The sequence below is a fragment of the Ulvibacterium marinum genome (assembly GCF_003626755.1).
GTDB classification, from domain to species: Bacteria; Bacteroidota; Bacteroidia; order Flavobacteriales; family Flavobacteriaceae; genus Ulvibacterium; species Ulvibacterium marinum.
Genome location: NZ_RBCJ01000001.1, coordinates 302,236 through 325,044, shown reverse-complemented (window position 1 = coordinate 325,044; position 22,809 = coordinate 302,236). Strand labels below are relative to the sequence as shown.

Genomic DNA, 22,809 nt, shown 5'->3' with positions numbered 1-22,809 from the left:
AGTGAGAACAGAACAAGCAACCCGCCTGCCGGACGGGCAGGTTATTTGTAGCCATTGTTGTAGCCAGTTATTCTTTAACCTCTAAATCTTCTCTTTTTATGACTTTGCCCCCAATAACAACTTGCTCTATAGCATCATAGGCTTCAATATCCATTAAAGGGTTTTTGGCCATCATAATTATATTTGCTTTTTTTCCGATAGCCAACGAGCCAAGAGAAGCATCTAAATGAAAAGCTTTGGCATTATTAAATGTAGCGGACGCAAGTATTTTATTTAAAGGGACTCCTGCTTCTTTCATCAATTTAAGCTCCCAATTTCCATTATGGCCAGGTTGATTGCCATAAGTTGGGGCAGATGGAGTATCTGAGCCAAATAAAATTAGACCATTATTGTCAGAAAGGTACTTTAAAGCTAGCATTGCATGCGCTTGTACATTATCATAGATTATATGAACCTCTTCTACGGTAAGCTCATTAAAAATTTCTTTGGCGAACCATTGTGCCTCTTCGGTTTTATACCATTCGAGTAAATTTTTGGGCACCACTTTTTTTAAGACGGGCTGATCAAGAAATCCAGTATCAACCAGTGCTTCCTCTCCTTCAATTACTGTTAAGGTGGGGGTATAGCCTATTTGTTTTTGAATTTGTAAATCCAATGTTCTTTTTATTTCCAATGGAAGAGAGTCCCTTGGTACATCTTTGTACTTTCCCCAGTTCCATAGTCCATGCGATAAAATATCTACTCCTATATCAGCCAAAAAAGAATGTCCTTCAAGTGAATTGGCATGAACTGTTAGAACAAGTCCATTGGAATGTGCCTCGTTAAGCAATTCGGTCATGATACGTTTAGTAGGTACAGGTAATTTGGACATCCTTCCAAAACCTCGTTCATAATAAGATTTCACGGCAATACCCCCAGAATTTTTGATACGCTTGACAACGGCTTTGGGGGTATGATCGGCAGGGTCATACTTATCCGGGATACTTTCCGCCTGACTTTCCATGTATATGAAATTTGGTTCAGCGTCAAATCGAAATTCTTCAGGTGTAAAATTCATTGGGTAACCATTTGCGACCGCAGCTCCTGAATATCCAACATGATATAAATCGGGTTTTACTTCTTGCATGTTAAAAGAAGCGATTCGTTCATCTGATATGCCCCCAAGATTAATAAGTGCGGTAAAGCCATGATATAAATAGCTTCTTGGCATTTGGCTATTAAACTCAGTGGCCAGTTCAGGGTATTTTTCTATATGATGGGGAAGCATTCCTTGCACTCCTGGAATAATATGAACATGACTATCTATTAATCCGGGAATTATGAATTTTCCAGTTCCATCGATCTTTTCAAATGTTCCGTTTATACTTGGCTCATTTTTGTCCGCATAAACGATTATATCTTTTTCAATCACCAAATGACCTATATGAGGGCTGTAAGTGCCATCTTCTGTTGAGATTATGGTAACATTCGATATGTATACACCTTCCGTAAGATTCAGTTGTTCTTTATTGTCTTGACAAGAGCATAAAATTGTAGCAAGGAGAATAGTCAGTAAGTTTTTCATTGAATAGAGTGTTTGCTTTTAAAGACGAAAAAAACATTCATTTGGTTGCCTGGGGGTTTTTTCAAATGTGCTACAGCGGTTCGGCTATGACCTCATGGCCAGCACCGAACATTTTTTAACTGATTGGAGTAAGGAAAAATTGGCCAAGCGAAAGCCATGGGTTATAGCCATTGTTTATGCCGTTTTAATAGTAATCTAATAAATTAGCCTTACTTAAAAAAGCTTGGAGAAGATATAAATTCGATTGGTGGATTTTCATTGATTATTGGTATCCAAAACCTTGTTTTCTTAATTAACCAGCTATCCCTTTCTTTTACAAGTAAATGTGTTTGTCGATATGTTCTAGCTACGGTATTCATGTCTTCAGAATTGATTTTTTGAACTACATCTACCCAGGCGATTTTGATGTCAACGAATTTAACCTTGAATTTCAAATTAAGTCTGTGACTATCTAAGGTAGGGTATTTGGGAAATAACCAATCTCTAAAATAATTACCAAGAGTGTCTTTATTTCTTATTGTCCACCCAAAGGAGTTTTCCCAATCCATTTCATTGGAGTAACAGGCAAGTAGTTCATCAAGTTGTTGATTCGCAAGAGAAAAATTCATTTTTTTAACAACCCTTTCTACTTCATTTGCTTGACTATTATCAGCAGAAATTTTACAGGAGACAAGAGTAATAAGAATTAGAGTTATTAAAATTCGTTGCATGTTATTTGGTTCTAGTTTTTGCTTTTAGACTTTAAAAAAAATAAAAGGTTTAATTCTATGGCATACAACGGCCTCGTGTGTGGGCAGTAACGGTTTCAAAACACTGAACTGTCAGCATTGCAAGGTACTTGTTAAAACGCAAAAACGGCTCAAGTATGCACTCGAACCGCTATTGCTTATACACAATGTTAGGCACTGCCTTTTTTATGAATCTTTAGCCATTTTATCAGTCATTTCTTCAATTGAACCTAGCATAAAGGTTTGAAATTGTTCTTCAGTCATTTGTGGGTTTTTCATAAACTCATCATAGTTCGACCACCAAACAAGTATGCACTTTCCATAGCCAAGGTCAACTACTTGCATGAAGTTAGTCATACCTTTTACAGGTGCTCCCTCAAGTAAGGAATATGAAAAGCTTCGTGATGATTCGTCATAAGCAACAATTTTTTCTTTGAAGAATCCTTTCCCATCTGTTGTGTGGCAAACTCTTTCTCCTCCAACTCCCATATTGCCACTCCAATCTACCTTTGCTATTGCGGAGGAATATTTGTGTACTTGGTCTAGTTTCCTAACTGTCTTCCACATTTCATCTGCCGACTTATTTACTACTTTGCTAAATTGAACTTTTGGCTCACTCATACTTTGGGCGGATGCCAAATTTGCAATTAATAGAAGAACCAATGTGCTTAGTAATAGATTTTTAATTTTCATTGTTATTGATTTTTATAATTTACCTTTAGATACAGTGTTAATTGATGTGTTACAGAATTAAGCTGCCTTCTTTCGATTTTTTGCCAATTCCTTCTGTTTATAATCGCTTGGATTACCTGTTTCAACGAATATTTTTAGGTCATCAATAACACCATTTACTGTTTTGTTGAGTTGCATTTTCATCATTGGTCCCATAATAGCACCTTTAAAGCCTTTGGTTTGCATTTTTAGGCGCATGCTCACAAGGGTATCGTTTCCTTTTCTTTCTATGTTCCATGTATTAACAGCTGAAGTGATAAAACCAGGAAACCCTTTAACGACTTCATACGCCAAAACATAATTTTTTGAATCGAATTTTTTGATGTCTTCTTGAATTGTTCCAAAGCCAGGAACTTCACAGGTTCTGTTGCTACATTCTGCCCCTTGAAACATTGGTTTTCCAAACCCTTCTGAATGAGTTAACCCTCTTGCCCATTTGTAGGCTGTTGTAAATTGATTCCCCAACACGTCCCATACCTCTTGAACGGGACGATTGATTACGATTTCTTTTTTTATCTCCATTTTGTATAAAATTTTAATTCGTCCATTTGATACAGAATGCTCTAAGGTGTTACAAAACGGAAAATAAAAAGCCCGTGATTTTCACAATCACGGGCTTTTTTATAAGTATTGGTCAATACTAGTTTAGCTCAAAAAAATCTAGCAATTCATTAGTTCCAATAATTTCCTCAACGATGGTTTCTTTTGAAAAACTATCCTTTGCGGGAATATCTCGAAGTAACTCCAAATGCTTTTTATCTACAATATCAGCAACTAGTTCACTGTTTTGAAAAGCATAGTCAGCTACTTTGGTTTTGTAACCTACATTGAAAAATTGTTGGTCTTCAGTGAGATAACCATTTTTGTGCATAGTTTTTGCCTTTTTGCCACATCTGCAAGGATTTTTCGAGTTCATCAGTCCGCATTTTTGTTGCATAAAGTTGATTAACTCCTTTCTTGCTCTGTGAAGCTTTACTCTATAGTTAGCTTTTGTCATTCCGAATATTTCAGAGCCTAAATTGTGGTCGACTCCGAACGTTTCTCCTACAATAAATAAAAGTCTTTGCTCCCTAGTAAGACACATTATCATACCTGATAGACAACGATATCTAAGCTCCTTTGCCAATTCCTCGTATTCCTTTTCTTCACTTTCGTCTACGGTTGCATTTTCAATAGAGTCAAGTCGTTTTCCTTGATTTTCAAAATCCGTGAATTGTTTCTCTCCTTTTCGTCTTTTGGATAACAAAAATTCGTTAAATACAATGCGATAGAGCCAAGTTCTAAATTGGCTTTCGAATTTAAATTGTGATAGCTTGGTTATTACCTTGATAAGTGCCTCTTGAGTTAAGTCTTCTGCGTCTTGAGGGTCAAAGGTAAATTTCCATGCCACATTGAAAATATAAGGTCTGTGGATTTTTATGAGCTGATTCAATGCATCTTTGTTACCATCCAAAGAGGATTTCAATAGTTCTATATTTTTTTCCTCTGAATATTTATCTCCAAGTTGATTCATACGATTTTTTTCCTTGTTAGATACAAGAATTGGATAGGTGTTACAAAGCTTACTTTAAGGTTGTGCCTAACGGTTCGTATAACCATCAGTTACGGGTTTATATGTTTTACTTTTCGGTTAAGCACTGTTGTTAGCAATTCCGACCGCGCCCGAACGTGCCGTTCGGTACGGGCGGGGTGGATTCTAGCCTGCCCTGAGCTTGTCGAAGCATAGTCGAATCCGCCGTAACCAGCCCGACAAGCTGGTCTGGCGGGTTGCGGTTATACATTGTTGTAGGTAGTTTTTTATTCATTTATATTTTATTAATCAACCACACAATTCCGATTCCAGAAAATAGAAATCCACCGATTATAAAAATCATCGGAAAGTATGTTTTCCAAAACTCGCTGTTAATCATTATTTCGTATTCATTATCCTTTTTCAAGTAGATAATTTCAATAGGTTGATTAATCTTCTTTGGGTTTGCACTTGAGTTTAATTTTTGTGTTGTTTCAATTCCGTTTTTGTCGGTAAATCGAACAATAGGGTAGTGGTAAGTGTTTGAATATCCATCAGCATCTTCACTTTCCTCCTCAACGAAATCAATTATTTTTGCTTTAGTTTTAATTCCGTTTGCCTCTATCCTACGATTCGAATTTCGAATATAGAATCCTGCATATAAAAATCCACTTCCAACTATTAAAAAGACAATATTCCCTATTAAATTTTCCATTCAGTTTCTTGGTCCGTCAAATTACCTACAACGGCCTCGGCTTATATGTTTACGCAGTGTTAGTTGTTGTTCATAAATATAGTAGTTTCCTGATTATTAATAAGAGCTAAAATAGGAGGGACAGAGAGGTCTCGGCTAGATACATTAATTGATATCGTTTCATAGAAATCCCGCCCTTCTATAATTTTCTTGGAATCCGGACAGTACCTAGACCTTGTTTACAGAGGTCGAATCAAATGCGAGCAAGGATGATAAAGAGGGTTATAGCTTAAAAAAGATGTTATGGAAAGTTGGGGTTAATTAAAAAGACTTGTTTTTTAACTCAGTTCTTTGTTGTATGTTGGCATTTTCATTCAAGTGTTTTGATTTATAAACTTTGACCTTTATCAATCACTTTCAAGCATTTTGGCGACCTCATCGTAATATTTTTGTGTTACTACTTCAGTCCAAGTTGTTGGTTGTCCACCGCCATATAGAGCCAAATACGTTACATCACTAACTTTGGTTGATGAATGCCAGTGTTCGATGTTTTTTTCACATTTAATCACGTCTCCGGTCTTCAGAATTACGGGTTCTTTTCCTCTTTCCTGATAATATGCTTCTCCATCAACAATTATTAAAACTTGTGCAGAACTATGTTTATGCCAATCCAAGGTTGAGTTGGCTTTGAAGGTTGCTTTTGTGATATTATATCCCAATTCAGAATCATCATGAATAACCGCATTCAGCCAAGCTTCTCCTATGTAATGAGTATTTGGTGCTTTGGTACCCTCTGTAAGATATGACGAAACTTTATATTCAGAATCTTGGGAAAATCCCGACATCGTGGCTAATATAAACAGGGTTAAAATTGATTTTTTCATTTTATACTTTTCAAAGTTCTTAAATATCTTTTTTGGTATTCCTTGCTTGCGTAAAACGGTTCAGCTAAAATGTCGTGCAAAGTTTAGGTTAGTTGGGCATGTATTTTAGCCACTATTGTTGTCAGTTTTTATTCAGTTTAATTTCCACCATTTTGGTTTTTTCGATTTCTCCCAGCGTTTAAATCTTTTGTCCAATAATGGCTTGAATTTTTCATAATTCTCCCAATTATCTTGAATATGATAAAGTGTCGGTAAATCAGTCCCTAAAGTTTTCGAATAATCATCTGAAAACTTTCCTTTCTCATAGTACTTGTAGGTGAATTCATTTCCTAATTCAGTCAAATCATCGTCCATTAATACACCGTCAAGATTACGTTCAAAAAATTTAGCTCCTGTCAATTCCTTTTTTTTGACCTTAGAAATTTCAGAATTCAAATAGTCATCTCCATTTGTGTCGAAAAGTCCGTTTTCAATAATCCAAGTCAAATAAAATCCTGTATGAACATATCCTTGAAAAATGTCAAGCTCTTTTGGGAATTCTCCTCTGAAATGCCATTTTGCTTTATCATAAACTCCATTAAAGTCACTTGGTCTTTGTTTTGAATTGACTTCAATATATTTTTTGTCAAGAAATTCCTGTTTTATCTTATTCGCCTCAACAATAGCATTCTCATCTGTTCCGCAATGCTTTCCCCATTTTGGTCCGCCAGTTTTTTTAACTTTTCCTTCTCGGACATTCAGAATTTCTTTGTCAACTTCTATTTCGACAAAGTCCGTTGTTACTCTATTTTTCTTTTCTAAACGGATTCTCATTTCAAATTGGCCATAACGTAGGAATATAGATCATATGATCTATATATGTTTTAGATGCGGAACTAAGATAAGAGATTTTGTATTTCGTTGAAGGAAGATTCCACTATAAGCGTATAGATTTCAGTTGTTTTACCAAATTATGGGTGATCCACACAAGCCCGTAAAATAGGGCCATTTAAAATTTGAATTAATTCAGTTAAATTTATACATGGTCAGATTCTTGTTTCTTATTGGAGTGCTCATTTCAATTTCGGGCCATTCGCAATCCAAAATCGATAGCTTGGAGAAAAGGGTTGGCCTGGAAAAGGTAGATTCCCTAAAAGTTAATCTCCTTTTAGACCTTTTTGACGAATACCAGTATGAAGACCCGGCAAAGGCCGATACCAGTATCCATAGGGCCTTGGATATCGCTAAGGGAATACAGGACAAACGTTATGAAGTGATGGCCCTCAATGCTTTTGCCGATCTTTTAAACGGTAGGGCCCAAAACGACTCCGCCATCACGGTCTTCCAAAAGGCCCTTACCCTTGCCGAACGTATTGCGTACAATTCCGGTAAGGGCATCGCTCTCTTAGGATTGGGCAATACCTATTTGAGTAAGGGAGACCTTATACAGGCCGAAGCCTACCATAAACGCAATATTGCCTTTGCCGGACAGGTGGACGATTTTGAGGGGATGGCAAGCTCCCATAATAATCTGGGCAACATCTACAATGAAAAAGGGGAATACAAAAAAGCCATGGAGGCTTATACCTATGCGGCCAAGATGAATACCGAAATCGGAAACGAAAAGAATGCGGGAATCAACTTGGCCAACATCGGACTGATCAACCAAAAACTAAGTAATTATGACAAGGCCTTGGACTATTATGCAAAAAGTGATAGCCTGTTCAAAAAGTTCGGTTTTTTGCCCGGGCGGGCATTTGTTTTGAAAAATATGGGCGTGGTATACCGAAATCAGGAAAAGCCCGATGCGGCTCTGGAAAAATACCATCAAGCCCTGGAGAGCTATAAACAAATGGATCTAAAACGGGAAATGAGCCAGGTATACCAAAATATCGGGAACATTTATTCGGATAAATCACAATCCGACCAAGCGATTTACAATTACCATCGATCCTTGTCCATCGCCGTCCAGACCTCGGATTCCATCAACATGGCCATGTTCAGCCAGTCCTTGGGGCAGGAGTTCTTTTATGCCAAAAAATGGGACAGTGCAGGCTACTACTCAAAACGGGCCCTTGAAATGGCAAAGGTGGTAGGCGCAGACCTTACCGTAATGGATGGGTATAAAACCCTTTCCGAAGTCAACTATGCCAGTTTCAATTACAAGGACGCCTATGATTTTAGAATCCTGTATCAAACCATGCGGGATAGCCTTTATACTATAGAAAAACGTGATCTCGCAGAGGGGATAGAAGCCCAATATCAGAACGAGCAAAAGACAAAGGAAATTGCCTTGTTGGCTTCGGAAAAAGAACTTCAGGCACTACAGTTGAGCAAAAGAAAGAACGAGCGTAACGGCACTATTGCCATCGCGACTTTTATGCTGTTGTTGGCCGTATTGCTTTATAACCAATACCGTATTAAACAAAAGGCCAACAAGGAACTTCAGGAACTGGACCAATTGAAGTCCAACTTTTTTGCGAACATTTCCCATGAGTTCCGAACGCCTCTCACTTTGATCAAGGGTCCTATTGAACATTTGGAGCAGAATCCAGAAGAGAAACTAGGCCGGGAAGATGTTAAGATGATCCGAAGGAATACGAACAAGGTCCTGGGATTGGTCAATCAATTATTGGATCTTTCCAGGATCGATCAGGACAAATTACAGCTTAAATCAACGGAGGGCGATGTTTTTAAATGTCTTAGGACCGCCTCGGCTTCTTTCAATTCGCTTGCGGCACAGCGCAATATGGATTACCGGGTCAAGGTTCCGAACGGGATGTTATGGGCTGCATTTGACCGTGACAAGCTGGAAAAAGTGGTCTACAATCTGCTGAGCAATGCTTTTAAGTTCAGCGAGGATGGTGAATTGGTGGTCTTGGAAACCTCTTATGCCAATACAGAATTGGTGATTCAAGTTTGGGATTCCGGTCGGGGCATTTCCAAGGATAAATTACCCTTTATCTTTGACCGTTTCTTTCAAGTAGATAGCAGTATTACCAAGGATAGGGAAGGCTCTGGCATTGGTCTGTCCCTTTCCAAGGACTTGGTAGAATTGATGGATGGGACCATAACGGTTTCTAGCGAGGAAGGCAAGGGCACCTACTTTACGGTGCAAATCCCGATTGAAAGAATTAAAACGCCACAGGCATCGGTCGAGGTTAGCATACGGGAGGAAGCAAATGAAATTCCCAAACCGGAAACCTTTGAGTGGCCCAAGGCGGATTCGCGAGACCTACCGGAAATTTTACTTATTGAGGACAATGATGACATGCGTCAGTTCATCAAAAAACAGCTTTTGAATACGTATAGGGTCATCGAGGCCAAGAATGGCGAACAAGGCCTTAAAATGGCGATGGCGTATTTGCCCGAACTCCTCATCACGGATTTAATGATGCCAAAAATGGATGGGATAGAGCTTTGTAAAAAACTGAAGACCAATTTGGAGACAAGTCACGTTCCCGTTATTATGCTCACTGCCAGAGCAGGTGTAGAGAACAAGATTGAAGGATTGGAGACCGGGGCCGATGACTATCTGACGAAACCCTTTGAAGCCAAGGAACTTGTGGTCAGGGTAAAAAACCTCATCGATCAAAGGCAACGACTTAGGGAGCACTACAGAAATAACGCGTACACCGTACACCCTGAAAAGATTACCACTACGTCGTTGGACCGAAAGTTTTTGGAGCAAGTTTTGGATCTGCTGGAAAAGGAGCATGCCAACGCAAATTTTGGGGTGCCGCAAATGCAACGGTCATTGGCCATGAGCAAAACCCAGTTACAAAGAAAAACAAAGGCCCTGACCAATGAATCCCCTGGGGAATTGCTTCGAAATTTTCGGCTAAAACGGGCTGCCCAATTGTTGTCTCAAAAAGCGGATACCGTTACGCAGATTGCCTATCAGGTAGGATTTAATAATCTTTCCTATTTTGCCAAATGCTTTAAAGCCCTGTATGGCGTTTCTCCCTCTTCGTATTGATTTTTAGGGCAAGTACATTATTTGGCTTTCCCGTGTTATTTTTTGGCTCTACAGTGTCAGTCCTGGGTGGGCACAAAAACTAGCTTTGGCCTAATTCCAAAGTGTTTCCCCTTCATATATAGTAAATGCTTAAGATTATGAAAAAGATATTCATGAAAGTGCACAGAGCTGCATTTAAAAGTTTGGTGACCGTTGTTGCCTTGGGTCTAGCAGTAAACTGTAGTAGTGATGGGGACGGAGGACCCATGGTGGTCGAGGAACCTGAAATCCAGTCTCCGACAATAACGGGGATATCCCCTAATAGTGGGGTAGTGGGAACCGAAGTCACAATAACGGGGACCAGCTTTAGCAGTACCGGCAGCCAAAATGAGGTTGAATTCAACGGAACGCCGGCTACGGTAAAATCCGCTTCCGTAACACAGCTGGTCGTGGATGTTCCAGAAGATGCCACCACAGGACAAGTATCCGTAACCGTTAATGGAAGAACGGCTGTGGGCACTTCCTTTACCGTGGTCACTGCAGATGTTTCCTTATGTGATCAGAATGAGATTTTGGTGGATACCATTTGGGAAGATGTAGAACCTGGGGACGCGATAGATTATATAGTACAATGTGCTATTTCCGTAAAAGCCAATGCCCTGTTGACCATTGAACCTGGGGTTATCATTGCCTTTGAGGGGGAGGATAGTGGAATCTTTACCAGTGAAGGTGGTGGCCTAAAGGCCGTCGGCACTTCGGAAAATACCATACAATTTTTGGGCACTTCAGAGAACAAAGGGGTATGGAAAGGGGTCTATTTTGGTTCCAACCATCCCGAAAATCGGTTGGAACATGTAATCGTAAGCCATGCCGGGCGTTCCGCTTCCGGTCAATCCGGGGAAAAGGGAGCGGTTCAATTATCTAGAGGAGAAGACTCCGGGGCTGCCCTAGTGGATTGCACTATAACCGATAATGACGGTTATGGACTGTTTGTAACGGATGAAAGTGATTTGGAGGAATTTTCCAACAATATGATATCCAATAACGAAGAAGCGCCCGTAGGTTTGTTTTTCAATCAGTTGAGCGCTCTGGATGCAGCTTCGGACTATCAGGGTAACGGAGATAATTACATTGAGGTTTGGGAAAATGAAATTGAGGATGATGGGGTAAGTATGGCCTTGTTGAATGTTCCGTACCGATTTATGGAGAGTAAAAGATATAACATCAAGAACCAATTGAATATTGATCCAGGGAACACCTTGGAGTTTACCAGTGGCGCTGGATTTCGATTGGGCGAACAATCCTCGGATTGTACGGATACCACAGGTTCGCTCAATGCTACCGGCACCATGGCAAATCCCATAACCTTTCAAGGAGTAACTTCCGGCAAGGGAACTTGGTTGGGTATCGGGTTCAATTCGTCCAGTCCCAACAATAACCTGATCTATTGTACTATTTCGGGAGGAGGAAGTAGCAAGATTTACAACGGGGCCGACTTTGCGGCCAACGTTACCTTGCAGTGCGATAGTAGGTTGACCATCCAAAATACCACGGTTGCCGATAGCGGCGGCTTCGGTATCTACATGTTGGATGATGATGCCGAATTGACCAATTTTGAGGAAAACACGATTGTAAACAACGAATTGGCCCCTATTTGGATGCATCTACCGCAGGTAGATCAATTGGATGCCGCAACATCCTATGCCGAGGGCAATGGAAGGCCCTATATTCAGGTGGAAGGAGATGCCGTTACCGATGCCGATTTGAACATTAAAAAATTGGAAGTACCTTATAGGATCGAAACGGAGGAATCCGGTCGTGAGACCTATGTAGAAACGGCCATTACCGTAGAGGCCGGGACCATTCTGGAATTTGAAACAGGAGCAGGACTGGTTTTGGGAAGCCCTGGGGTGGATTGTATTCCTACCACAGGATCCCTAAATGCCCAAGGTACTTCCGAGGAACCGATTATATTCCGTGGAGCTTCCGATGGCCAAGGAACTTGGTTGGGTATCGGCATCAATTCCAGCACCAGCACCAACCTATTCAACTACTGTGAGATATCCGGTGGTGGCGCGGAACAGATGTATAATGCCGGAGGCCAGGGCAACGTAGTAGTCCATTGCAGTGGAAATGTCACCATAGAGAACAGTACGATTACCGATAGTGGCGGATGGGGCGTTGATTTTGTACAGGGCGGTAATAGCCTGTCGCAGACCGGAAATACCTTTTCCAACAATGCACTGGGTAATGTAGCTGCCAATTAGGGAGCAAACCTAGAGGGTAGATCCAATAAAAAGGGTAAAGAGACCATTGTGTAGAAATTGAAACAAGAACTCCTTAAATTTGAAAGTATAACCCAGCGTTTTGAAAAATAATGCGGAGCTCGGAAAGCTTTTTCTTTAAATGTTCGGCCATTTGGTTTCTCCTTCTAGTGTTCTGGGGGTTTGCTCCTTCATTTTACTTGGCCGATTATTTTGATCCAGATTACCATTTGCCACAACATTTGGTTCTTCATGGGGTGGTTTTCAGCCTCTGGGTACTGCTATACGCCATACAGGTCTTTTTGGTCGGGTACAAAAAGTATGCAACACATCGGTTTTTAGGCGGAATAGGTTTGGTCATTATGATACTTATGGTTCCAACGGGCATTTTCCCTTCCATTTATAAGGTATATGAGGGGACAATGACCATAGATGGCGCGGGCCATAATGTTTTTAGGCTGTTTTCGGGCTACGGCTTATTTACGCTGGCCTTTGTTTTTAGGAGTAAAGGATTTCTTCACAAGCGTTTTATGCTTGGTTGTATGGTAATGCTGACCAGCGCGGCCATTTTTAGGATATCCTTTGATGTCAATATGCAGGACAATCAACTTTTTAACAAAGGATTTCAGATCTTGCCTGCGCTGCTCCTTTTTTTGCTGGATTGGGCCAACCGTAAAAAAGTGGTGTTGATCGACCTTATTTCGCCCGTTTTGGTATTGGGCATTTTTTTCCTTGCCGATTATTTCTGGCTGTCTTCGGTGGGTGAATTAGCTATGGACTTGTTGATTTCCATTTTTGTAAAAACGATAGTTTAATCAGGGAAAATCGGAAGGGCTTGCTACACCGGAATTTTAATGGTGACCACCGCCCCCGTCCTGGTTTCGTCGACTATATCTTTAATAGTAACTTCATAACCAAATTCCCTTTTACGTATTTGGTTCAATAGCTTCAACCGCTCATGTAATATCTGGGTAGCGTAGGATTGATGCCCCTGATCGAGCAGGTTCTTCTTTTTCGCTTCCGAAATTCCTACCCCATCGTCCTCGATAGTAAGTATCAATTGTTTTGTGGCCGTGGATCTTTCAATTTTCAAGATTATGGTTTTCTCCTTTTGACCGTCCGCAAAACCGTGTACGATGGAATTCTCCACGATGGGCTGCAGTATCATGGAGGGGATAAAGGTATCCTCCACATCAATGTCCGGCCCGCATTGGACCATCAGATTTATTTTGTGCTCACTTTTGGTATTCGTAAGGGAAATGTAATTTTCAATGTAGCGTATCTCCTTGGAGAGCAGGATGTTCTCGTTCCGGGTCAGGTCCAAAGTCAATCGCATAAGGGAGGAGAAATTGGTGATATAGTCGTCCAGTTTGGAGAGCTTGCCCTCCTTTACGGTCTTGCGTATCCCGTTAAGGGCATTGAAGATGAAGTGCGGGTTCATCTGTGCCCTTAGGGTCTTGCGTTCCAGTTCCACCAGGGTAAGGCGCAGTTCATGTTTTTTCCGTTCCCTTTTCGAATGGTCGTACAAAATCAATACGACCAGGCCAAGGAGAAAGAGCACTGTAATGGCCTGGACCCAAGGCCGTTTGTAAAAGACCTGGGCCACATGGATGTCATAGCGCAGTTCATTGGCAGATTCCACACCTGCGGGATCGGATCCCTTGATCCTCAGAACATGATCCCCGGGGGGTATGGACAACAGCTTTAAAGTGGTCCGGTCTCCCAGATCCACCCAATCATCGGTGACCCCGTCCAATCTGTAGGCATATTTGTTTGTGTCGGTATTGTAACAGTCATTGATACTATAGGTTACGGAAAACGAATTTTTGGCAAAAGGTAAACTGAAACCGTAATCGTCCTTGTTCAAAACCTCAAGTTCAACATCCTTTTTTTCCTCCCTATCATAATATTCGAATTTGGTGGGAAAGATCCTAATCTCTTGGGATTGGTAATTATCAGGAACACTGTCAAAGGCGACCAATCCCCTAGCTCCCCCGAAGAACAACTTGCCCGTTGAAGATCTGTAATATGAAATTTGATTGAAGTCATTGGAGGTCAGCCCATCCTCCACATAGAACGCGGTAACTTTTTTAGAACTTTTCCCATACCTATAAAGACCGTTATGGGTGCTGAACCACATATTTCCATGGGCATCCTCCAAAATTCCCACTACGTTTGAGTTGGTGAGGCCATCCTTTCCGTCTATAACCATTAGTTTTTTCAGGTCCTTGTCCATATAGACAGCTCCCTTGTCCGTGCCCAGCCATATATTTTCCTGCCCATCTACGTAAATCGAATGGACCTTGTTCGATGGAAGGGCCAACCCGTTGTTGGTTGAATCCTTGGTCAGGTGCAAAAAGATATTGGAATCCAGATCCTGTACAAAGAGTCCGTTGGCATCCGTACCGATGAATAATCTGTCCTTGGTCCTGTGAAGGTCCCAAACAAAAAGTTCCCTGTTGTTCTCAACTATCGGAATGGGCAGCTCACGGAATTTATTTTGCTTGGTGTTGAATTCGTGAAGGCCATAATGGCTGGCGAGCAATAGGGTAGAGTCCGAGGATTTTAGAATATCATAGTAGTGCAGGCTATGCAATCTCCAGTGCGAGTTAAAGATATGAATCTCTTCAATCGTATTTTTAAGAAAATTGATTTCCCAAAGCCCTTTGCTCCCCCCGAGGCACCATGCGATGGAATCGCTGGTTTTTACAAAAGATTTCATGAAATTCAGTGAAGGAAAAACATTTTCTATATCAAAAGGGCTTTCGCTATTGGTGTCGTTGGAAGGGGTAAGTTTAAAGACCCCTTCAGTGGTGGCGGTAAGGATTTCCTCATCGGGGAGTTCCAAAAATCCCCTTACATCGATTTTTCGATCCTCGGAACGATCAAGGAACCTATCAAACCTATTCTTGTTGAACTTTATTTTGCTGATACGGTCATAGCTACTAATATAGATGATATCGTTTTTATCGATGATCAGATCCTCGATCAAGAAAGGGAACGGAATATCATGGGTCTTTTTAAGATGAAGGCTCCCATTTATTTCCACCATTTTAAACAACATCAAGGTCTTTCCAGGACCATTGATGGCGATAAGGTCGGCATGGTTTTTTAATATGGGATTACCGTCTTCCGTAATAGGGATCATTTCCTGAAAGGGTACGTTGATCAACTGTAGATCTAAATCCTCGATAAAGTAGGTTTCAAAAATCTTCCCTTCAAAGGTATACTGCGTTTCAATGGATTCCGGAAGGATGTCACCATTGTCGGTAAGCACCAGGCCATCACCTCCGTTTAGAGGCCATTCGGGATAGATATAGTCTGCCCAGCTATATTTAATCGAGGGGGTATAGTCCGCAATGGGCGTTGTGGTTCCGGAGTCAAAGATATAGAGCTTGCGTCCCTGCCGAACGAGAAATTTATCGCAGCTGATCCTTCGTTCAAAATAGAGGAAATTCCTCAAAAAGTATCTGTCGTTTGTATATCTGGGTTCAATTCCCTCAATTTGATATTCCGTAACCTGAAGGGAGGAATCCACCTTTAAAATGATATTGTCCTTGGGGGTGGAAGCCACCATCCATAAATTTCCGTTGCAATCCTCCATAAAGGAATTCGGTTGCAATTCCCGTCCCATCAGGAATGGTTTTAACTCAACTCGATTGAAACTATCGTCCAGACTTTCGCTGGATAAAAAAAGTCCAGTGTCCGCGCATACCCACATCCTTTTTTTGCTATCAAAAAAAATCCCATAGATATCTTGGACCAAGTCATTTGGGTTTTTGACCAGAAAGGAAGAAAGGACACTATGGGTCTCAAAGTCCTTTACAATTCCATCATTTGTGGAATACCACAGAAACCCGTCATCGTCCACCTGCATAAAATTTCGGTACTTGTGGGACTTCCCATTGGGATTCATTTCAATATCCCGGATCGAATAGTCCTGGGCACATACTGTATTGAGGACAATTGTGCACAGAAATATGGAGTATGTAACTATTTTATGCATTACTGCCTTTATATGGAATTTTAATGGTGACTTGTGTCCCTGTCCTTGCGCCATCCCCAATATCCATCGTTGTGATTTCATAGCCGAATTCCCTTTTTCGTATTTGGTTCAACAGCTTTAGCCTTTCGCGCAATATCTGAGTAGCATGGGACTGATGTCCCTGATCGGGTCCCCTTTTCTTTTTTGTTTCCGAGATCCCTACCCCGTCGTCCTCAATGATCAGTATCAGTTGTTTTGTGGCCTCGGACCGTTCTATTTTCAGGAGTATGGTTCTCTCCCTTTGATCGTCCGTAAAACCATGAACTATGGCATTCTCCACGATGGGCTGGAGGACCATGGAGGGGATAAAGGTATCCTCCATGTCGATGTCCGGCCCACATTGGATGATCAGATCTATTTTGTATTCACTTTTTGTATTGGTAAGGGCCACATAGTTCTGTATGTACCGTATTTCCTTGGCGAGCAGGATGTTCTCGTTTCGGGTCAGGTCCAACGTCAATCGCATAAGGGAGGAGAAATTGGTGATATAGTCGTCCAGTTTGGACAACGTGCCCTTCTTTACGGTCTTCCGTATGCCGTTCAGGGCATTGAATATAAAGTGGGGGTTCATCTGTGCCCTTAACGTCTTTCGTTCCAATTCCACCATGGTAAGGCGCAGTTCGTGTTTTTTCCGTTCCCGTACCGAATGGTTGTACAAGATCAATGCCACAATGCCGAGAAGGAACAATAGGACAATAGCTTGGATCCAGGGCCTTTTGTAGAAGACCTGTGCCACATGGATGTCATAATTCAGTTCGTTGGCGGATTCGACTCCTGCGGGATCGGATCCCTTGATCCTAAGCACGTAGTCCCCCGGTGGTATGGACAGGAGCTTTAAGGTGGTCCGGTCTCCCAAGTTCACCCATTCCTCGGTGAACCCCTCCAACTTGTAGGCATATTTGTTGGTCTCGGTATTGTAACAATCGTTGATACTATAGGTTACTGAAAACGAATTTTTGGCATAAGGTAAACTGAAACTATAGTTATCCTTCTTCATGACATCTACTTCGACATCTTTTTTTTCATTGGTATCATAGTATTCGAATTTAGTCGGGAATATCCGAAGGTCTTGGGATCGGACGGCATCATCGATGCTGTCAAAGGCAATCAGTCCCCTGACTCCCCCGAAGAACAATTTTCCCGTTGAAGATCTGTAATATGAATATTGATTGAAATCATTAAAGGTCAGTCCGTCCTCAACATAAAACGCAGTGATTTTTTTTAATCCTTTTTCATACCGGTACAGCCCATCATGGGTACTGAACCACATATTTTCTTCGGCATCTTCCAAAATTCCGACTACGTTTAAATCGGTAAACCCCTCCCTCGCGCCGAGTACAGTCGCCTTTTTTAGATCCTTATCAATTTGTACTGCACCCTTATCCGTGCCCAGCCATATATTTTCTTGCTGATCTAAAAAAATGGTATAGATCGTATTCGTCGGAAGGGCCAATCCGTTGTGGGTAGAATCCTTGGTAAGATGTAAAAAGGTATCGGAATCCAGATCCTGTATGATCAATCCATTTACGTCTGTTCCTATATAGAGCTTGTCCCTAGTCTTTTGAAGAACCCTTATTATAGGGTCTATTGCGTTTTCTAGAGGGGGAATGGGCAGCACACGGAACTTTTTCTGTTTGAAATTGAATTCTTGAAGGTCATAATTGCTGGCCAACAAAAAGGTAGAGTCCGAATGCTTGAGAATATCATAGTAATGCAAATTTGCCAATCTCCGGTGCGCGTAAAAGATGTTGGTATCAACAATCGTATTCTTTAGAAAATTGATTTCCCAAAGCCCTTTGTGCTCCCCAATACACCAAGCCGTTGAATCGCTGGCCTTTAAAAAAGACCTAAGCAGATTCAATTTTGGAAAAACACTTTCTGTTCTATATGGACTTTCGCCATAATTATTGCCACCACGTGATGAAAGCCTAAAAACCCCTTCATCCGTAGCGGCAAGGATGTCCTTGTTAGGGAGCTCTAAAAACCCCCTTGTATCGATGTTTTGTTCGCCGTTCGCATATAAGATCCTATCAAAACTGTTCTTGCCGAACTTTATTTTGCGGATCCGGTCATAGTTGCTTACATAAATGACATCATTATTATCGATGATGACGTCATCAATCAAGAAAGGGAACGGAATGTCATAGGTCTTTTTGAGATGGAACTCCCCATCTAGTTCCATCATTTTGAATAACACCAAGGTCTTTCCACGGTCATCGATACCGATAAGATCGGCATGGTTTTTTAGTATGGGATTGCTGTCTTGCGTAATAGGCATCATCTCTTGAAGGGGGAGGTTAAGCACCTGTATATCCAAATCTTTTATGAAATGGGTCTCAAAAACTTCTCCCTCATAGGTATACCGTGTTTCCAAGGATTCCGGAAGAATGTCGCCATTATCCGTAATCAAAAGGCCGTCACCCCCATTGTATTGCCATTCCCATCCTGGATAATAATAAACGCTATCGTCATAACTTAATGTAGCAGTAAAATCTGCTATTGGAGTAGTCTTCCCCTTGTCCAGGACAAACAGCTTGCGTCCCTGTCTGACCAGAAATGTATCGCAGCCAATCCTTCTTTCAAAATGTAGAAAGTTCCTCAAAAAATATGCTGCATATACATCCCTAGGTCCAATTCCGGGAATTTGATATTCCGTGACTTTCAAGGAGGGGTCGACCTTTAAAATAATATTGTTGTTCACAGGACCACCGGCAACAATCCACAAATTGCCGTGGCAGTCTTCGATAAAGGAATTTGGCTGCAACTCCCTCCCCATTAAGAATGGTTTGAATTCTATACGATTGAAACTATCTCCCAAGCTTTTGTTGGATACAAAAAGTCCGGTGGTGGCGAATACCCAGATTCTTTGCTTGCTATCAATAAAAAACCCATGTATATATTTGGGCAGGTTATTTGGGTTTTCATCTAAGAAAGAAGAAAGTACGTTATAGGCCCCAAAGTCCTTTACCAAGCCATTATGGGTAGAATACCATAGAAACCCGTCATGGTCCACCTGCATTAAATTCCTGTACTTATGGGACTCCCCATTGCTATTAATAGCAATGTCTCGTATGGTATAATCCTGCGCATTTAAGACATTGAAAACCAATGCATATAAAATGATGGAATATGTAATTATTTTACGCATTGTTACCTAAATCTGAAACGGGATTTTGATGGTGACCACGGCCCCTGTCCTTTTTTCGTCGGTTATATCCTTTATCTCTATTTCGTACCCATGCCCCTTTTTGCGGATCTGGTTCAATAATGTTAACCGTTCATGCAATATCTGGGTGGCATAGGACTGGTGCCCATTGTCGGTATGCTCCTTGTTCTTCGCCCCGGAGATCCCTATGCCGTTGTCCTGGATGGTAAGGATCAGTCGTCCGGTCCTCTTGGATCTTTCGATCTTGATGGTTATGGACTTTTCACTTTGATCTTCCGTAAAACCATGAACGATCGAGTTCTCCACAATGGGCTGCAGGACCATGGAGGGGATAAAGATATCCTCCACATCGATGTCCGGCCCGCATTGGACAACCAGGTCTATTTTGTGCTCGCTCTTGGTATTGGTAAGGGCCACGTAATTCTCGATGTATCGTATCTCCTTGGAGAGCAGGATGTTCTCGTTCCGGGTCAGGTCCAGTGTCAACCGCATAAGGGATGAGAAATTGGTGATATAGTCGTCCAGCTTGGAGAGCTTGCCCTCCTTTACGGTCTTTCGTATCCCGTTCAGGGCGTTGAAAATGAAGTGTGGGTTCATCTGTGCCCTTAGGGTCTTTCGTTCCAGTTCCACCAGGGTAAGGCGCAGTTCATGTTTTTTCCGTTCCCTTTTCGAATGATTGTACAAGATCAATCCCACCAGTCCAAGGAGAAAGAGCACTGTAATGGCCTGGACCCAGGGCCGTCTATAAAAGACCTGGGCCACATGGATGTCATAGTTAAGTACATTGGCAGATTCCACTCCCGCAGGATTCAGACCCTTTATACGTAGCACGTAATCCCCTGGGGGTATGGACAACAGCTTTAAGGTAGTCTGGCTTCCCAGATCTACCCAATCATTGGTGACCCCTTCCAAACTATAGGCATATTTGTTGTTCTCCGTATTATAGCAGTCGTTGATGCTGTAGGTTACCGAGAAGGAATTTTTGGAGTAGGGCAAGCTGAAGCTGTAGTTACCTTTGTTCAAAACATCGACTTCAACATCTTTTTTTTCATCCCTGTCATAGTATTCGAATTTGGTGGGGAATATCCGAAGGTCTTGGGATTGAACGGGGTTATCAATATGGTCAAAGGCAACCAATCCCCTGACGCCCCCAAAGAACAAGGCGTTGTTCGAGGTTTTGTAATACGCATTTTGATTGAAATCGTTAAAGGACAGGCCATCTTCCACATAGAATGCGGTGACTTTTTTTAAATCCTTTTGATACCGGTAAAGCCCATCATAGGTGCTAAACCAGATATTTTCATCGGCATCTTCCAAAATTCCCACCACGTTTAAATTGGTAAGTCCGTCTGCACCATCCAGTACGGTTGTTGTTTTCAGGTCCTTGTCAATATAGACTGCCCCTTTATCGGTACCCAGCCATAAATTTTCCTCTTGGTCCGTGAGAACGGTATAAACTTTATTGGTGGGAAGTGTCAAACCTTTATTGATAGAATCATTAGCAAGGCTTAAAAAGGTATTGGAATCCAGATCCTGTATAAAAAGCCCATTTGCATCCGTGCCTATGTAGAGCTTGTCCCCGGTCCTATGGAGGTCCCTAATGAAAAGTTCTCTGGCATTTTCAACTGGGGGAATGTTTAGCTCACGGAACTTTTTTTGTTTGAGGTTGAATTCCTGAAGGCCAAAATTACTGGCCAGGAATAGGGTAGAGTCCGAGGATTTTAGGATATCATAATACCGCAATTGTCCCAATTCCCAGTCTTTTTTGAAGTAGTACTGTCCGTTAATCTCTTCTGAAAGAAAATTTATTTCGGCAATCATACGGTTTTCACCTAGGCACCATGCCGTAGAATCGCTGGCTTTTACAAAAGACCTGAGATAGGACAATTGAGGAAAAACATTTTCCGTAATGTATGGGCTTTGAATAAAATCATTTTCGGAATGCGTAATCTTAAAAACCCCCGAATAGGTAGCGGCGAGTATTTCCTTATTGGGGAGCTCCAACAGGCCTCTTGTACTTATAACGCGCTTGCCGTTCCCGTAAAGGATCCTGTCAAAATTATTCTTGCTGAACTTTATTTTGCTGATTCGATCATAGTTGCTTACATGGATAACGTCATTCTTATCGATAACCAGGTCCTCGACCCAAAAGGGGAATGGAATTTCGTAGGTCTTTTTTAGCTGAAAATTCCCGTTCGTTTCTATTAGTTTGAATAGGGATACATTCTTTCCAAGGCCGTCGATACCAATAAGATCGGCATAATCCTTTAGTATCGGATTGCCGTTTTCCGTAATGGGGATCATTTCTTGAAAAGGTAGATTGGTAACTTGTATATCCAGGTCTTCAATAAAATGGCTTTCAAAGACGTTTCCTTCATAGGTATACCGGATTTCTTTGGATTTGGGCAAGAGTTCCCCATTAGGGGTAATGAGGATTCCGTCACCACCATTAAAGGTCCATTCCGGATGGAAATAGCCCATCATTTCATAATTTTTTGTGGAAGTATAATCTGCAATTAAACGAACCTCCCCTTTTTCTAGAATGAACAATTTGCGCCCTTGTCTACAAAGAATTTTATCGCAGTCGATTATTTTTTCAAAAAACAAAAACTCCCGTTTGTAATAGTCGGATAGGGCATAGGTGGGTTTTAATGCTTCAATTTGATATTTTTCTACCTCGAAGGTAGAGTCCACTTTTAAAATAATATTATCAGCCCCAACAATCCATATATTTCCGTCACAATCTTCGATATAGGAGTTTCCCGAAAGATTTTCTCCCCTTAAAAATGGTTTGAATTTTATGCGATTAAAATTGTCGTCCAAACTTTCGTTGGATACGAAAATTCCGGTCTGGGTGGAAACCCAAATCCGATGTTGGTTATCTATAAAAATCGTAAACCCTATTTTGGGTGGGTTCCCTCCGTCTTCATCCACAAAGGTAGAAAGCACACTGTGGGTTTCGAAGTCCTTTACTATTCCATTATAGGTAGAATACCACAGGAATCCCTCATGATCTACCTGTATTATGTTAATGTCCTTATGGGATTCCCCGTTGGTGTTGACCATTATATCCCGGATTGTATAATCCTGGGCATACAGCCCATTAAAGATCAACGCCTGTACAATGATAGAATAAGTAAGTATTTTATGCATTAATCCATAAACAAACGGGGGATAAAAAGTTGAAAATTTTAGACTAAGTGTTGGACAAATTAATCCAAGCCAACATCAAGTAAAGTATACGGAATTAAAATTAAGAAAAAACAGCCGGCCTTAAACAGAGCA

14 protein-coding genes are annotated in these 22,809 nt (G+C 41.3%); 3 read left to right on the top strand and 11 right to left on the bottom strand.

The window, feature by feature from the left end:
- Window positions 1-67: 67 nt before the first annotated feature.
- From D7Z94_RS01390 to D7Z94_RS01355, 8 genes are all read right to left on the bottom strand, one after another.
- Window positions 68-1,564, bottom strand: coding sequence for an amidohydrolase family protein (locus tag D7Z94_RS01390; protein ID WP_120709720.1), 1,497 nt, complete (start codon window positions 1,562-1,564; stop codon window positions 68-70).
- Between the two features lie 209 nt (window positions 1,565-1,773).
- Window positions 1,774-2,274 (bottom strand): hypothetical protein, encoded by a 501-nt coding sequence (locus D7Z94_RS01385; RefSeq protein ID WP_120709719.1) that lies wholly within the window; start codon window positions 2,272-2,274, stop codon window positions 1,774-1,776.
- A 204-nt stretch (window positions 2,275-2,478) separates the two neighbouring features.
- Complete coding sequence (locus D7Z94_RS01380) at window positions 2,479-2,985, bottom strand: SRPBCC family protein (RefSeq protein ID WP_120709718.1); 507 nt, start codon at window positions 2,983-2,985, stop codon at window positions 2,479-2,481.
- 57 nt (window positions 2,986-3,042) lie between these two features.
- Window positions 3,043-3,546 carry an SRPBCC family protein gene (locus D7Z94_RS01375; protein WP_120709717.1) on the bottom strand — a complete coding sequence of 168 codons (504 nt, stop codon included), beginning with the start codon at window positions 3,544-3,546 and terminating at the stop codon, window positions 3,043-3,045.
- A 118-nt stretch (window positions 3,547-3,664) separates the two neighbouring features.
- The gene (locus D7Z94_RS01370; RefSeq protein ID WP_120709716.1) at window positions 3,665-4,537 is read right to left on the bottom strand and encodes an RNA polymerase sigma factor; all 873 of its coding nucleotides are present in this window, start codon (window positions 4,535-4,537) and stop codon (window positions 3,665-3,667) included.
- A 292-nt stretch (window positions 4,538-4,829) separates the two neighbouring features.
- Window positions 4,830-5,249: a DUF3592 domain-containing protein gene (locus tag D7Z94_RS01365; RefSeq protein WP_120709715.1), complete on the bottom strand. Its 420-nt coding sequence runs from the start codon at window positions 5,247-5,249 to the stop codon at window positions 4,830-4,832.
- A gap of 386 nt (window positions 5,250-5,635) precedes the next feature.
- Window positions 5,636-6,112, bottom strand: coding sequence for a cupin domain-containing protein (locus tag D7Z94_RS01360; protein WP_120709714.1), 477 nt, complete (start codon window positions 6,110-6,112; stop codon window positions 5,636-5,638).
- A gap of 132 nt (window positions 6,113-6,244) precedes the next feature.
- Window positions 6,245-6,925 (bottom strand): DUF7832 domain-containing protein, encoded by a 681-nt coding sequence (locus D7Z94_RS01355; protein WP_120709713.1) that lies wholly within the window; start codon window positions 6,923-6,925, stop codon window positions 6,245-6,247.
- 208 nt (window positions 6,926-7,133) lie between these two features.
- Between D7Z94_RS01355 and D7Z94_RS01350 the strand changes: the two genes are divergently transcribed.
- The 3 genes from D7Z94_RS01350 to D7Z94_RS01340 all read left to right on the top strand — a co-directional run bounded on the left by D7Z94_RS01350 (window position 7,134) and on the right by D7Z94_RS01340 (window position 13,128).
- Window positions 7,134-10,070, top strand: coding sequence for a hybrid sensor histidine kinase/response regulator transcription factor (locus D7Z94_RS01350; RefSeq protein ID WP_120709712.1), 2,937 nt, complete (start codon window positions 7,134-7,136; stop codon window positions 10,068-10,070).
- Window positions 10,071-10,207: 137 nt separating this feature from the next.
- A complete protein-coding gene (locus D7Z94_RS01345; RefSeq protein ID WP_158594573.1) occupies window positions 10,208-12,316 on the top strand; it encodes an IPT/TIG domain-containing protein in 2,109 nt (702 codons plus the stop codon).
- Window positions 12,317-12,426: 110 nt separating this feature from the next.
- On the top strand, window positions 12,427-13,128 hold the full coding sequence (locus D7Z94_RS01340) for a hypothetical protein (protein ID WP_120709710.1): 702 nt from the start codon (window positions 12,427-12,429) through the stop codon (window positions 13,126-13,128).
- Window positions 13,129-13,151: 23 nt separating this feature from the next.
- Here the strand turns inward: D7Z94_RS01340 and D7Z94_RS01335 are convergent, their stop codons facing one another.
- From D7Z94_RS01335 to D7Z94_RS01325, 3 genes are read right to left on the bottom strand one after another with little or no spacing between them, the layout of a single operon-like run.
- Complete coding sequence (locus D7Z94_RS01335; RefSeq protein ID WP_120709709.1) at window positions 13,152-16,400, bottom strand: sensor histidine kinase; 3,249 nt, start codon at window positions 16,398-16,400, stop codon at window positions 13,152-13,154.
- Entirely contained in the window at window positions 16,312-19,506 is a 3,195-nt protein-coding gene (locus tag D7Z94_RS01330) for a histidine kinase (protein ID WP_120709708.1), read from the bottom strand. Before D7Z94_RS01330 ends, D7Z94_RS01335 begins: the two co-directional genes overlap by 89 nt.
- Before the next feature lie 6 nt (window positions 19,507-19,512).
- Window positions 19,513-22,677 (bottom strand): sensor histidine kinase, encoded by a 3,165-nt coding sequence (locus D7Z94_RS01325; protein ID WP_120709707.1) that lies wholly within the window; start codon window positions 22,675-22,677, stop codon window positions 19,513-19,515.
- Window positions 22,678-22,809 lie beyond the last annotated feature (132 nt).

Coding starts and splice junctions, on each gene's coding strand:
- D7Z94_RS01325 (WP_120709707.1), bottom strand. CDS start 22,677: ATGCATAAAATACTTACTTATTCTATCATTGTACAGGCGTTGATCTTT.
- D7Z94_RS01335 (WP_120709709.1), bottom strand. CDS start 16,400: ATGAAATCACAACGATGGATATTGGGGATGGCGCAAGGACAGGGACAC.
- D7Z94_RS01355 (WP_120709713.1), bottom strand. CDS start 6,925: ATGAGAATCCGTTTAGAAAAGAAAAATAGAGTAACAACGGACTTTGTC.
- D7Z94_RS01370 (WP_120709716.1), bottom strand. CDS start 4,537: ATGAATCAACTTGGAGATAAATATTCAGAGGAAAAAAATATAGAACTA.
- D7Z94_RS01385 (WP_120709719.1), bottom strand. CDS start 2,274: ATGCAACGAATTTTAATAACTCTAATTCTTATTACTCTTGTCTCCTGT.
- D7Z94_RS01350 (WP_120709712.1), top strand. CDS start 7,134: ATGGTCAGATTCTTGTTTCTTATTGGAGTGCTCATTTCAATTTCGGGC.
- D7Z94_RS01360 (WP_120709714.1), bottom strand. CDS start 6,112: ATGAAAAAATCAATTTTAACCCTGTTTATATTAGCCACGATGTCGGGA.
- D7Z94_RS01330 (WP_120709708.1), bottom strand. CDS start 19,506: ATGCGTAAAATAATTACATATTCCATCATTTTATATGCATTGGTTTTC.
- D7Z94_RS01365 (WP_120709715.1), bottom strand. CDS start 5,249: ATGGAAAATTTAATAGGGAATATTGTCTTTTTAATAGTTGGAAGTGGA.
- D7Z94_RS01390 (WP_120709720.1), bottom strand. CDS start 1,564: ATGAAAAACTTACTGACTATTCTCCTTGCTACAATTTTATGCTCTTGT.
- D7Z94_RS01340 (WP_120709710.1), top strand. CDS start 12,427: ATGCGGAGCTCGGAAAGCTTTTTCTTTAAATGTTCGGCCATTTGGTTT.
- D7Z94_RS01380 (WP_120709718.1), bottom strand. CDS start 2,985: ATGAAAATTAAAAATCTATTACTAAGCACATTGGTTCTTCTATTAATT.
- D7Z94_RS01375 (WP_120709717.1), bottom strand. CDS start 3,546: ATGGAGATAAAAAAAGAAATCGTAATCAATCGTCCCGTTCAAGAGGTA.
- D7Z94_RS01345 (WP_158594573.1), top strand. CDS start 10,208: ATGAAAAAGATATTCATGAAAGTGCACAGAGCTGCATTTAAAAGTTTG.